Consider the following 13131-nt stretch of genomic DNA (forward strand, 5'->3'; position numbering starts at 1 on the left):
TTTCACATCGAAAAAGGGATTTACGGGTTTCTGCAGAACCAATACTCCAACTTCGTTTCAGTGCTTTTTAAAGAAATGTTTGGAAAGATAATCCTGCTCCATTGTATCATCGTAACCGACTAAAAATTCATTTAAATCCTATTTCGAATGATTTGCAATGTGTTAGTGTGCCGGTCGCCTGGAACATGCCGACCGGGGTGGTTGCACAGAAAGACGGAAACATTCATCGCTTGACAAACTTACTGCCAATGAGGCTAATTCCAGCACCCGACCCGAGGATACATATTCCCTCAGGTGGTTTTGTAAAACAGCAGGGTTGGTTGGATTTGTAACAAACGAGATTTTTAGGTCACTGAAAAGATAAGGAAATAATAACTCAATGGATATCGTTCTCGACGCAATTGAGGCCAGGGTGCTTGGCAGCTTGATAGAGAAGGAGTTGGCAACTCCTGAATATTATCCCCTGTCGCTGAATGCCCTCACCAATGCCTGCAATCAGAAGTCCAATCGATTCCCGGTTCTCTCCCTGGACGAGGACACCGTGGTCAATGCCTTGCATTCCCTCAAGAAAAAGCGTCTGGTTGGGCAAAGCGACAGCAGCCGGGTGCCGAAGTATTGGCACGATTTCGATAAGCAGCATAACTTGATCAGGCGAGAGGCAGCGCTCATCTGTATGCTGCTGCTCCGTGGCCAGCAGACCGCCGGAGAATTGCGCAGCCGCACCGAGAGGCTCTGCTCGTTTGACAGTATCGAGGAGGTTCTGCAATACCTCGATAATCTTGCCGAGATCGGGTTTGTAGCCAAATTGCCGCGGCAACCTGGCCAGAAGGAACAGCGGTTTGCCCATCTGCTATCGGGAGAGCCGGAAATGATAGAACATATCACCATCCGCCAGGATCCTGGTATATTTGCCGCAGGATCGGCTATCGATCGTATCGCCGACTTAGAAAGAGCAGTGGCATCCCTCAAGGATGAGATAGACCAGTTGCGTAGTGAGTTGTTTGCCCTGAAAAAGGAGCTTGAATAGTTGGCAAGGGCTTGTATCCTTGCGGCACTTGGATGGCCCTCAAAGCCTGGCTCAATGTTAAAAAATCGGTCAATGGTGGCCTTGCAGGTCCGGGCCTTAAAAAAAATTGGTACGTTTAGGGAGAAAGCGTGGAAAATCAGAAAATTGTCAAGGTTCTCGTTTCCGAGGACCAGATACGGGAGACAGTGGCGCGCCTTGGCGCCGACATTACCGCCTCCTACCAGGGAATTACCCGGGAGCTGATGGTAATCGGCCTCCTCAAGGGCTGTTTTATCTTTATGGCTGATCTGGTACGGCAGATCAAGGTGCCCTTGGTGGTCGATTTCATGACCCTTACCAGTTACGGCGATGGGACGGTCAGCAGTGGCGATGTGAAGGTGGTGATGGATCTTGATTCATCAATTGAGGGCCGGGACATCCTGCTGGTCGAGGACATTGTCGATACCGGGCAAACCTTCAGCAAGGTTATCCAGATGATGCAGAAGCGCAACCCACGCTCCCTGAGGGTCTGCACCTTTTTAAATAAACCGGCGGCGAGAAAGGTCGATGTTCCCATCGATTTCTGCGGGGTGAATATCCCCAACGAATTTGCCGTCGGTTACGGCCTTGACTACGCCCAGGGTTACCGCAATCTCCCCTACGTTGGGGTGCTGCAACCGGATTAACCCACCAGGTGGATCAGCACCGTGCTGAGCCACGGGAAATAGGTGATAATGATCAGGGTGGCGAAGAGCAGGGCGAGAAAGGGCAGGGTGGCGATGCACAGCTCGGCAATCGGCTTCTCAAAGCGGTAGGAGGCGAGAAAGAGATTCAGGCCGACCGGTGGGGTGCAGTAGCCGATCTGTAGGTTAGTGAGAAAAACGATACCCAGATGGATGGGATCGACGCCATAGCCCTCGGCGATGGGCAGAATGATCGGCACGATCAGCACCAGGGCCGAGAAGATATCGAGCATCATCCCGACAATGATCAGGAAGATGTTGAGAAGCAGCAGAAAGGTATACTTGCTGTCGATAAAGCTCCGGATAAATTCGAAGAGCTTGACCGGCACCTCCTGGTCGATGAGATAGTTGGTTGAGGCCATTGAGGTGGCGATAATGACTAGTATTCCCCCGAAGAGGACCATCGACTTGCCCATCACCGCCGGGAGCTTCCCGAGGGGAATGTCGCGGTGGATAAACACCTCGACGAGCAGGACGTAGAGGGCGGTAACCGCCGCCGCTTCGCCGGGCACAAAAATTCCACCGTAGATGCCGCCGAGAAGGATGACCGGCAGGGGTAGTTCCCAGGCGATGACCCGCAGACCGTGGAGCATCTCTTGGGCGGTGTATGTCGGCCTTTTCAGCCGCACCGGGCTTTTGGCGACGGCATAGCCGATGAGCAGAAGGAGCATGAGCGCCCCGGGAAGGATTCCGGCGAGAAAAAGATGATCGATCCGCGCCTCGGCGATGACGCCAAAGAGGATAAGCGGCAGGCTGGGGGGAAAGAGCAGGCCGAGGCTGCCGGAAGAAGTGATCAGGCCCATGGAGAAATTTTCCTGGTAGCCTTCCTCAAGAAGCGCTGGCAGCAGTAGGCCGCCGAGGGCGAAGATGGTGACCCCGGAGGCCCCGGTAAAGGCGGTGAAGACGGCGCAGACAATGAGCGAGATGACCGCCAGGCCGCCGGGCAGCCAGCCGAGGAAGATCCGCGAAAATTGCAGCATCCGGCCTGGCGCCTTGCTTTCCGACAGGAGAATGCCGACAAAGATAAAGAGCGGCAGGGAGACCAGAAGCGGTGTGTCGGCCAGCCGCGCCATCTCGATGATCACCACCGAAATATCGATTTCAGCCGAATAAAAAGACAAAAGGGCCAGGGCCCCGATAACCAGAAACAGTGGCGAGCGCAGCAGAGCCAGCGCCAGGATAAAGAGTTTCAGGACGTTCATAGCGGCTTGTCACCAAGGGCCGGCTTCTTCGTTGCCAAGGCCTTGATCTGCATGACAAACAACAGGCAGGATTTGCCGGCGATCAGGCTGAAGGCGAGGGGGAAGATGCTGTTCCAGACCCACAAGGGCAGGGCAAGCGGGCCTTCGCCGCCGGCCTCAATCTCGCCACTGAGAAAGACCCAGCCGGCCCAGGCCAGCCCCGCCGCCGCAAGGCTGCTGAACAGCTGGGTAAGAAGCGAGATCCAGGGATCGAGGGCCGGGGGTATCCGGCTGCCGAAGATGTCGAGGGCGATGTGTTTGCCCTGGGAGGTGGCGGCAACCGCGCCCAGCAGTCCTGACCACAGCACCAGATAGCGGAGGAGGGGATCGATCCACAACAGGCCGCTGGAATAGAAAGTGCGCAGGAAGATCTGCAGGCAGGCAAGGACAATCATCACCACCAGCATCAGGCAGAGCAGTTTTTCTTCAAGCGAATCGAAGAAGGCCAATACCTTGTTGGTCGGGTATAGAGCTTCGGCCTGGTTCAATTGGTTTTTCTCCCGGCGGATTTGCTGCGAAATTCTTTCAATAGGTTCAAGGCCCGGTCGTAAATATCCTTGGACAGAGAGTCGGGAATCAGCTGACTGACCGCCACTTCTCGTTTTTCGTGCAGCACCTGGGCGGCCCTCTCATCGAGTTTCTGGAATTCGATGCCGCGGTCGAGCATCACCTTGCGCGAGTCGCTGTTGCTTGTCCTGGTTTTTTCGAGAAGTATCGGAAAGTGGATCGCTGCGGCCGCCTGTATCGCCTCTTTTTGGGCCTCGGAGAGGGCGGCATATTTTTTGCCGTCGAGGGCAAATACCCCATAGGCATAGCCATAAGGGACATCGATGACGTATTGGGTCTTGGTGAACCACTGCAGGACGATTGCCCCATACAGCGAGTTGTAGACCGTCTCGATCAAGCCGCTTTGCAGGGAAGACAGGACATCCGGGATTGATAGCTGGATGGGGGTTATCCCCAGGGCCTTCAGGTAGTTTTCGGAAATCGGGTCACCTGAGGGGCTCCAGTTTTTTGACTGTTGCAGCTGTTCAATGGCATTGATCGGCCCGGTTGACATGGCGTGAATAAAGCCTACTTCGGTTAAGGAGATAAATTCCAGTTCCTTTTCCCGGAAGCGCTCCTTGAAGGTAGGGATCAGCCCTTCTTTGACAAAATCGACTTCCTCGTAGGACTCAAAGAGCGAGGGGATGGCCATAACCCGGAAGTCCGGGACGACCGTGGCAATGCCGGTCATGGTAAAGCCGCCGCCGTGCAGTTGCCCGACCCGCATCTTCCGGAACATCGCCTGGTCGTCACCCATGACGCCGCCCGGATAGACGCGGAAGCCAACCTCGCCGCCGGTCTTTTCGGTGACTTCCTTGGCAAAATTCTCGAATTGTTCCACCCATACCGAGCCGGCCGGGGCCAGGCTGGCAATCTTAAAGAGATGTTTGGGGGCGGCCTGAAGCCATTGGCTGTCGAGGGTCAGCAGCAGGGCGGTGCAGATGAGCAGGGTGGCGATGCGTTGCATGGGGTCTCCGGAAATGGCGAAGTCTTTGGAATCGTGTGTTTTATTGAAAATAGTCTTCTTGCAGTAATCTTTTCGCCCGGTTCATGGCGATCCGGTTACTGAGGCCGAACTCCGGCGCGCTGTCCAAGGGGAAGGCGAGAACCTCCTTGAGCAGACGGTCGTGGAGGTCACGGTCCATGGTTATCCTGGCAAGGGTTGCGGCATAGGTGGTCTGGGCCAGGAGAAACTGCCCCTTGGAGAGACTGAGGGCCTTCTCAAAATGCTTGGCGCTCAGATCGGGTCTGCCGCCGAGCATCTCCGGTTTGGCGGCATGGTAGGCCCCGAAGAACAGATGGATGCTGCCGCCCTGGTAGGCTTCGTCGAGTTGCAGGAGCCTGGCCATGATTTTTTCAATGAGCACGATATCGGCAATTGCCTCCGGGGAGCCCTTTTGCCGCAGTACCCAGGTCAGCCAGCCGGAGGCACCCCAAAAGGCCTCGGGGACATCGCCGGTACCAAGCTTTGCCAGATGGCGGTCAAACTCGGCGGCGCCGACCTTGTTGCCTATTGGCAGCAAAGGTTGGAGCAGTCTTTGGCCGTAGGACTTGGCCTTGGCGGCCATGGCGTCGATGCGTGCGTCGGAACCGCCGCATTCCTCCAGGGCGGTGGCGTAGGCGCTGTAGGATTGGCTGGCAATGAGCAGCAGATCCTGGCTTTCCGGTGAGGAAACGAGCATGCTGTCGAGCATCAGCAGATAGGCCGGGGCACCTTCGCAGACCAGCTCAATATCTTGCTGTTGCTGGAGGTTACCGACCGCCGGTTTGATAACCGTGCCGGTGATCAGGCTGGCGCAGGAAGACAGACCGAGGCAGAGACAACAAAGCAGGATGGCGGGCAGAATTGCGGGAAAAGGCCGGGCGGACATACTTGTTCTCCCTTGGTCGGGGCTGGAGGTTAAAAAGTGTGTCGGAGTTGTCGATTTTTCCGGAAAGGAATCGGGACGGATTGTAATTGCCGGCGCGCGGTTTGGCAATCATAACTTTGTACAGAAGAAGAGGCCCACTACCGAGAATATTCTCGGCAGTGGGCGGGAAAAGGGCAGGACTTCATATACCGCAAGGGCATACGTTTCGGTTGAGCAGGCAAGCTGCGCAACTCAGCTTTAGGGCCTATTCGGCTCAGCGGTCTTAGAGACTGCCTGGTTGGCTGCTTCGACGGCCTTTTGCGAGGCGATAACCGCATCGTTCATGGCATCCACCACGTTCTGTTCGACGCCTGCGGTCTTGGAATCTGTTGTAGGTCCGACTCCTTGCTTGTTTGGTTGAGTGACTTGCTCGGTCGCGGTTCCCTTGGTGGCCTTAAGCATTTCTTGGGTGGCCAGAACCAACTGCCTGGTAACGATAACCATATCGTTGGTGGTCTCGACCATTTTCTGCACGGCGACGGTGAGATCCTCTTTTTCTTCCTCCACGATCTGCGGCTGCGCCTGGACCTGGCCGGGCGCTGTCATGTGCGGCGGTGGCTGCGGGGCATCGGCGGGTGGCATGGGCGGTCTGGCGATTACCCGGCCGCACGGCAGGACAATGCTATCCTGCCCGTCACCCGGCTGTTGCCCCATTTTCAGACAGGGTGGGGCCTGCATTCCCAGACAGGGGGCACCGGCCGGCAGTTGGCTTTTCATAATGACATGGCCGCAGGGCAAGGCCAGCAGCTCTTCTTCATCGCCCTGGTCCAAGGCTGCATCGTCTTCGTCCTCATCAGTCATCATGGGACAGGGGTGTTGAGGCGCTTGGCTCATCTCCGGGGAAGGTTGTTGGGGCTTGGCCGCGGCCGCCTGTGGGGCGTTTTGCGGTGGCGGTGGTTGGCTGTCAGCCTGAGCGTATACCGGCTGTTTACTGAGTCCCTGGGGCTTTGCTGTCTGGGCCGGCTGGGCGGCGGATTGTGCCTGGTCAGCCTGGGCATATACCGGTTGCTTGCTAAGGCCCTGGGGTTTCTCTGTCACAGCAGGTTGAGATCCGGCTTGTTGTGCCTCGGGTTGGGCAAATACCGGTTGCTTGGCAAGTTCTTTCGGCATTGTCGTCTTGTCCGGCTGGGTTACGGGTTGTGCCGCCTCGGTCTGGGCAAAGACCGGCTGTTTGCTGAGATCCTTCGGTTTTTCGGTCTTGGTCGATTGCGCCGCTGGTTGCTGGGGCGTAGTGACGGTACTCTGGACGGTGGTCTGGCCTTTCTTGTCTTCGGCCTTTTTGTCTTTGTCAGGGCCGCAACCATATACAAGGAGGTAGCAGGCAATTAAGGCGATAAAAGCGTATTTCATCTTTTGGTTCTCCCTTTGGAAGTGGAACATATTTTGAAAAGGTGTTGAATTGATGCCAGTTGAAAAGACTTCTAAGAACCCTTCTCGAATACTATCACAAATTCCATTCTTCTTTAATAGTTTTCCGAGAATGCCTTTCCCGTAATGTGAATAAATCAGTATTACCAGGAGGTTGCTTTTCTCTCATGAATAGACCTTGGCCATGGCGGCGATTGCTGACTGCAGCCGCTGGATGAGTTCTGGTGGAGAAAGAACCTTGGCCATGGCCCCGTATTGCAGGATTTTCATGAGCAGCTCGCGGTCATCGTTGACCGGCAGCCGCACCACAACCCCTTCGCTGACCGGCGTTATGATCTGATCCTTGTGCCAGAATTGGTTGGCGACGAGTTCTGCGGCGGTGGAGGTAAAGAGTACTTCCGCTATATAGCGCGGAGGACCCTGAAAGATACCGAAGGATTGGAGGAGGTGATTCCGGTCGAATGGGAGATCCGGAGGAAGCCCTTGGCGGCTTATCGTTGCCTTCTTGATTCTGGCAATATGAAAAAGCCGGTTGGCCTTGCGGAGGCTGCAGAAGGCGAACAGATACCAGCGGCCCTGGTGGTTGACGAGTTGCATTGGGGCGACGGTTCGTGTCGTGGTTGCACCGCCGAGCGGCCGGTAGGCAAGGGACAGGCAACGTTTTTTCACCACCGCTTCAATGATGGTTGCAAAGATCCGGTGATCAATGGCCTCAACCTCTATCCATTGACAAGACAGGGATTCAACAAGTTTCTCGTATTCGGGTGAGATCATTGCCGCCAGCCGTTGCTGCAGCTGTTTGACCTCCGGCAATTCCCCGAGGCCGGCCTCCTTAGCGAGCTTGCTGAGCATGGTCAGGAGAAAAACGATACGCGGGCTTTCTTCGAAGGGCAGGTGAAAGCCCGCATCGGTGTAGTAGTAGCCATTTCTCACAGAGTCATAGGCCAGCGGGGCGAGGAGGCGATCGCGGAGATAAGCGATGTCCCTTTTGGCGGTAGCGATGGAAATCTCGAAATTGGCGGTAAGGGACCGGGAGTTGGGGAAGTTGCCCTGGTGGGTTTCCTGGTGGAAAAAGAATATCCGCTCAAGAAGGCCCATGAAGCATTATTTGTTGTGCCGACGATGCTTTACTGGGAGGATTTTCAGCTGTTCCCGGTATTTTGCTACGGTCCGCCGGGCTATCTTAATATTCTCCTCGGCGAGTCTTTCGGAAATGGCGTTGTCGCTGAGCGGGTCGTTACGGTCCTCTTCCTGAATCATCTTCCTGATCCGGGTCTTGATCGATTCCGCGGCCATGTCATCTTCTCCCTCGCGGGCGATGGCGGTGGAGAAGAAGTACTTCAGCTCGTAGATGCCCTGCGGGGTATGCACGTACTTATTGGAGGTGACCCGGCTGACCGTCGATTCGTGCATCTCGATGTCGTCGGCGACGTCTTTGAGGATGAGTGGTTTGAGATAGGCGGAGCCGCGCTCGAAGAAATCGTATTGGAAGCGGAGGATGCTTTCCATGACCTTGTAGATGGTCCGCTGCCGCTGGTACAGAGACTTGATGAACCAGTCGGCGTTTTTCAGTTTATCCTGGATGTACTGGCGTGACTCCTTGGCAAGGTTGTTCTCTTTTTTCAGTAACTCCTGGTACAGAGATGACAGTTTGAGCCGGGGAATGTCATCTTCGTTCAATTGGATGACATATTCGCCGTCGATCTTCCGGACGTATACATCCGGGACGACATAATTGGTGGTATCGGTGGCATATGGCAGGCCGGGAAAGGGGGTAAGTTCGGCGATGATGTACTTTATCGCCCGCTCCAGTTCCGGCTTCTTTTTTCCGGTTTCCTTGGCAAGCGCTTTGTAGTTGCGGGTTTCAAGAAGCGGCAGGTGGTGCAGGACGATCTCGGCGGCAAGGCTGTCCCCTTTGCCCAGCCGCTCCAGTTGCAGGTACAGGGACTCGCTGACATTGCGTGCGGCAATTCCCGGCGGGTCAAGCTCCTGGACAACCTCAAGAATATATTCGGCGTCGTCCTTTTCACAGCCGGTTTCGGCGATGACCTTGTCGAGATCGACCTCAAGAAAGCCGTAGCGGTTGAGATTGCCGACGATAAACTGGGCGATTTCCCACTCCTTGGCATCGAGGTTGCTGTGCGCCAATTGCCAGTGCAGGTAGGCGGATAGGCCAGGCTTTTCAGAAATGAAATCAAACTGCGAAGGGGCGTCGGCCGGCGGGGTTTCCTGGGAAAAGGAAAAGTTGGAATCAAAATTATTGGAGTAGTCGTCCCAGTTTGTTTCAGCAAGGTTGTCGGCAACCTTGATAGTCTCGGTAATCTCCGGTTCTGGGGCGGGGCCGATGAGCTGTTCGGTGGTTGTGGATAAGGAGAAGTTGCTTTCCGGGGCATCCGGTGTCGAAAAATCTTCTTCGAGGGCAGGATTTTGTTCGATTTCCGCCTGGAGGGCGTCTGAGAGTTCGAGCCTGTTCAATTGTAAGAGTTTTATGGCTTGCCGCAGCTGCTGCGTCATCACCAATTTCTGAGCAAGCTTGAGCTGTTGTCTGAGTTCGAGGGCCATAAACAATCACATGCGAAAATTTTCCCCGAGATACATTTTCCGGGCCACTTCACTCTCTATGATATCGTCAGCGACACCGCTGGTCAAAACTTGCCCTGCGTTCATGATATAGGCAAAGTCACAGACCTGTAAAGTTTCTCGGACATTATGGTCGGAAATCAGAATGCCCAGCCCTTTCTCTTTCAATTTGAAGATGATCTTCTGCAGATCGATGACCGCCAGCGGATCGATTCCGGCGAAGGGTTCGTCGAGGAGGATGAACTTTGGCCGTGTTGACAGGGCGCGCATGATTTCCACCCGCCGCCGTTCTCCGCCGGAAAGGGCATGGCCTTTATTTTTGCGGAGATAGCCGATGCCGAGGTCTTCCATCAATTCGTCGAGGCGGTTGTTTATCTCGTTTTTTGAAAGCCCCAGCGGCTCAAGAATAATGCGGACGTTTTCCTCAACCGTCAGTTTCTTGAACACCGACGGCTCTTGGGCCAGATAGGTGATGCCCTTCAATGCCCTTTTGTGGATGGGCAGGTCGGTTATGTTTTCACCGGCAAAGAGGATATTTCCCTGATCGGGACGGATGAACCCGGCAATGCTGTAAAAGGTAGTGGTCTTGCCGGCGCCGTTTGGTCCCAGAAGGCCAACAACCACGCCGGGTTGAACCTGGAGGCTGACCCCGTCGACAACCGTTCTGGCACCGTACCGTTTTACTATATTGCGTGTTTCAAGTACCGACATGGGAGTGGGGTGATCTTGTTAATTCTGAAGGATGGTCATATTGACCCGGGAAGGTTTCTTTTTGCCGCCATCGCCTTCACCGGCGGTGGCCTTGGTGCCGCCGATGACTTCGGAACGGCCCTCGTCGAGGTAATAAATGATCTTTTCGCCGCTGACCATATTCTGGCCCTGCCAGGCCTTGGCATTTTCCGTCAATATAACCTGTCTCTCTTTGGAGAGGTAGAGCATTTTTTTGGCGGTTCCCAGCCATTCTCCCCGGGAGACTTCGACATTGCCGGTGCAGATCAGTTTCTCAACTTGCTGGCTGGTTTTCTTTTCTGCCTGGGGCGCTGCTGGTTTCTTTTTGTCCTTCGGCGCTGGTTGCTTGGCGGAACTTTCGAGGGTGTTATAGAAGACGGTCATTTCGTCTGCGCGAATACGCACGTCACCCTGTTTTGCATCGACATCCCCAGAGAATACTACTGAATTTGATTTCTCGGTGGAGGTCATACGGTTCGATTCAATATGGATTGGTGCATCGGAGGCAGCCAGGGCGTTTGCAGCTCCGCCGATAACGAAGGAAACGATAAGAAAAAGAATGCTAAACAGCAAAGAACAACGGTCATGCGACTGCATTAAGACCCTCCGCTCGTTGATATGATGTCCATGGTCAGTGTTTTGCCGAGCCGCATCGTAGCGTAAAGGGCTGGAAATGTAAAGTCATGGTATCGGCTGGGAAAACAAAGAGTGCTTTACTTACAGCACGTCAGCCAGTACAATACGAAAGAGTTTTTGGCTTTGAAAAATTGCTATATCTTATTGATATTGCAATTAAATATATCCAATGATTGGGTGATGGGAAGGCTTGCTATGGTAAAAAGCGTTGCTGAAAGTATTGAAAAGGCCAAGGTGCTCATTGAGGCACTGCCCTATATGCAGGAATTCAGGGGAAAAACTATCGTCATAAAGTACGGCGGCCATGCCATGGTTGACGACCACCTGAAAAAACAATTTGCCCTTGACGTTATCCTCCTCAAGCAGATTGGCATCAACCCGGTCATTGTCCACGGCGGCGGGCCACAGATCAACAGCCTGCTAGACCGTCTTGGAATAAAAGCAAGTTATGTCCAGGGAATGCGTGTAACCGATGGAGAGACCATGGATGTGGTTGAGATGGTCCTGGTCGGCCAGGTGAACAAACAAATCGTCGGACTGATCAACCACTGCGGCGGCAAGGCGGTCGGGCTATCCGGCAGGGATGGCGATCTGGTCTGTGCTAAAAAACTCAAGGTCAAGCGCAAGAAAGCTGACGAGGCCTTGGCTGATGCCCCGCCCGAGCTTATCGATGTCGGCCGGGTGGGGCAGGTGACCAAGATCAACACCGGCGTCCTCGAAAGCCTCAGCGGTAACGATTTTATCCCGGTCATTGCCCCGGTGGGGGTTGGCGAGGACGGTCAGGCCTTCAATATCAATGCCGATCTGGTCGCCGGGGCGATTGCCGGAGCCCTGGCGGCGGAGAAGATGATCCTTCTAACCGATGTTCCCGGGGTGAAGAATAAGGCCGGTGAACTGCTTTCCTCCCTGGCGCATGGCGAATTGGAGGCCCTCATCGACGATGGTACCATTGCCGGGGGGATGATCCCCAAGGTACGCTGTTGCGAAGAGGCCCTGCGCCGCGGCGTAGCCAAGACCTATATTGTAGATGGGAGAGTGGAGCATTCGATTTTGCTGGAAATGTTTACCCGAGAAGGGGTTGGAACGGAGATATTTTGATGAACACATGTGGCAATAAAGAGTGGAAGGAAAGGGGTGATAAGGTATTCATCGGGACCTATGCCAGGTATCCTGCGGCCATGGTTAAGGGGAGCGGTTGTCGGCTCACCGATGCCGACGGCAAGGAGTACCTGGATTTTCTGTCGGGCATTGCGGTGTGCGCCCTTGGCCACTGCCATCCGGCGGTGACCGAGGCCATCCGGCAACAGGCCGGTGAGCTGGTTCATGTCTCCAACCTGTACTACACCGAACCGCAGATACGTCTTGCTGAATTGCTGACCGGCAATTCCTTCGGTGAGCGGGTATTTCTTGCCAACAGCGGCGCTGAGGCGAACGAGGCAGCCATCAAGTTGGCGAGAATCCATTCCGGTGCTGGCAGGTACCAGGTGATCAGCCTAACCGGTTCCTTTCATGGGCGAACCCTGGCTACCGTCGCGGCAACTGGGCAACCGAAATTTCATAAGGGTTTTGAGCCGCTGCCCGAGGGTTTTCTTCATGCCCCCTTTGGCGACCTGGAGTCCCTCGCGGCAATGATCTCCGACAAGACCTGCGCGATTCTCGCCGAACCTCTGCAGGGTGAAGGAGGAGTGCGACCGCTGGATAAAGAATACCTCAGAGGTATTAAGGCCTTATGCGACCAACATAGGTTGTTGCTGATTTTCGACGAGATCCAGACCGGACTTGGCCGGACCGGGACGCTCTTTGCCCATGAACAATTGGGGGTCACCCCGGATATATTGACTATGGCCAAGGCCTTGGGTAATGGACTGCCTATCGGGGCGATGATGACTCGCGCTGATATCGCCGCAGCCTTCACCCCGGGGACACACGCCTCCACCTTTGGTGGCAACCCGGTGGCCTCGGCCGCTGCTGTGGCGGTGCTGTCGATCATGCTGGCCGATGACTTTTTCCCTGAGGTGCGGCGGAAAGGGGCCTATTTCCAGGAAAAACTGACCAGCCTCGTCGTTCGCTTTCCGGCGATTATCGATTCAGTGCGGGGCATGGGTCTGTTGATTGGAGCGGTACTCACGGAAAAAGGTGCAACCCAAGGACCGGCCATTGTTACCAAGATGTTTGAACGGGGTTTTCTCATGAATTTTGCCGGCAATATAGCCCTGCGCTTTGTTCCGCCCCTCATCGTCACGACCGAGGAAATCGACACCTTTATCGATGCTCTTGGCGAGGTGCTGGCAGAAATGAGCGATAGATAACGGTGAAAATGCGCTAAAACCAAGGATATCCGGGGGAAATGTTTTGCAAATCGCCGTTCTTTT

The 13131-nt window shown here is 54.9% G+C and carries 13 protein-coding genes; 4 read left to right on the forward strand and 9 right to left on the reverse strand.

The window, feature by feature from the left end:
• Positions 1–379 precede the first annotated feature (379 nt).
• Both OEL83_00385 and hpt read left to right on the forward strand, forming a co-directional pair.
• Positions 380–1027, forward strand: a complete 648-nt coding sequence (locus tag OEL83_00385; GenBank protein ID MDK9705477.1) for a YceH family protein — start codon at positions 380–382, stop codon at positions 1025–1027.
• 143 nt (positions 1028–1170) lie between these two features.
• Positions 1171–1692, forward strand: a complete 522-nt coding sequence (gene hpt, locus OEL83_00390) for a hypoxanthine phosphoribosyltransferase (GenBank protein ID MDK9705478.1) — start codon at positions 1171–1173, stop codon at positions 1690–1692.
• On the opposite strand, the gene OEL83_00395 is transcribed toward hpt, so the two are convergent.
• From OEL83_00395 to OEL83_00435, 9 genes are all read right to left on the reverse strand, one after another.
• Entirely contained in the window at positions 1689–2951 is a 1263-nt protein-coding gene (locus tag OEL83_00395; protein ID MDK9705479.1) for a TRAP transporter large permease subunit, read from the reverse strand. The genes hpt and OEL83_00395 overlap by 4 nt on opposite strands.
• The gene (locus OEL83_00400; GenBank protein MDK9705480.1) at positions 2948–3478 is read right to left on the reverse strand and encodes a TRAP transporter small permease subunit; all 531 of its coding nucleotides are present in this window, start codon (positions 3476–3478) and stop codon (positions 2948–2950) included. The genes OEL83_00395 and OEL83_00400 overlap by 4 nt, the downstream gene beginning before the upstream one ends.
• The gene (gene dctP / locus OEL83_00405) at positions 3475–4503 is read right to left on the reverse strand and encodes a TRAP transporter substrate-binding protein DctP (GenBank protein ID MDK9705481.1); all 1029 of its coding nucleotides are present in this window, start codon (positions 4501–4503) and stop codon (positions 3475–3477) included. The genes OEL83_00400 and dctP overlap by 4 nt, the downstream gene beginning before the upstream one ends.
• A gap of 40 nt (positions 4504–4543) precedes the next feature.
• Entirely contained in the window at positions 4544–5407 is an 864-nt protein-coding gene (locus OEL83_00410) for a TRAP transporter TatT component family protein (protein ID MDK9705482.1), read from the reverse strand.
• Positions 5408–5644: 237 nt separating this feature from the next.
• Positions 5645–6796, reverse strand: a complete 1152-nt coding sequence (locus OEL83_00415; GenBank protein MDK9705483.1) for a hypothetical protein — start codon at positions 6794–6796, stop codon at positions 5645–5647.
• A 183-nt stretch (positions 6797–6979) separates the two neighbouring features.
• Positions 6980–7912: a WYL domain-containing protein gene (locus tag OEL83_00420; protein ID MDK9705484.1), complete on the reverse strand. Its 933-nt coding sequence runs from the start codon at positions 7910–7912 to the stop codon at positions 6980–6982.
• A 6-nt stretch (positions 7913–7918) separates the two neighbouring features.
• A complete protein-coding gene (gene rpoN / locus OEL83_00425) occupies positions 7919–9376 on the reverse strand; it encodes an RNA polymerase factor sigma-54 (GenBank protein MDK9705485.1) in 1458 nt (485 codons plus the stop codon).
• Positions 9377–9382: 6 nt separating this feature from the next.
• On the reverse strand, positions 9383–10105 hold the full coding sequence (gene lptB, locus OEL83_00430) for an LPS export ABC transporter ATP-binding protein (GenBank protein ID MDK9705486.1): 723 nt from the start codon (positions 10103–10105) through the stop codon (positions 9383–9385).
• Positions 10106–10123: 18 nt separating this feature from the next.
• Positions 10124–10720, reverse strand: a complete 597-nt coding sequence (locus OEL83_00435) for a lipopolysaccharide transport periplasmic protein LptA (GenBank protein ID MDK9705487.1) — start codon at positions 10718–10720, stop codon at positions 10124–10126.
• 234 nt (positions 10721–10954) lie between these two features.
• On the opposite strand from OEL83_00435, the gene argB reads away from it, so the two are divergent.
• Together argB and OEL83_00445 are read left to right on the forward strand one after the other, a co-directional pair.
• Positions 10955–11857: an acetylglutamate kinase gene (argB, locus tag OEL83_00440; protein ID MDK9705488.1), complete on the forward strand. Its 903-nt coding sequence runs from the start codon at positions 10955–10957 to the stop codon at positions 11855–11857.
• Entirely contained in the window at positions 11857–13068 is a 1212-nt protein-coding gene (locus OEL83_00445) for an acetylornithine transaminase (GenBank protein MDK9705489.1), read from the forward strand. Before argB ends, OEL83_00445 begins: the two co-directional genes overlap by 1 nt.
• The last annotated feature ends 63 nt before the right edge of the window (positions 13069–13131 follow it).

The sequence above is a fragment of the Desulforhopalus sp. genome, assembly GCA_030247675.1.
GTDB lineage: Bacteria > Desulfobacterota > Desulfobulbia > Desulfobulbales > Desulfocapsaceae > Desulforhopalus_A.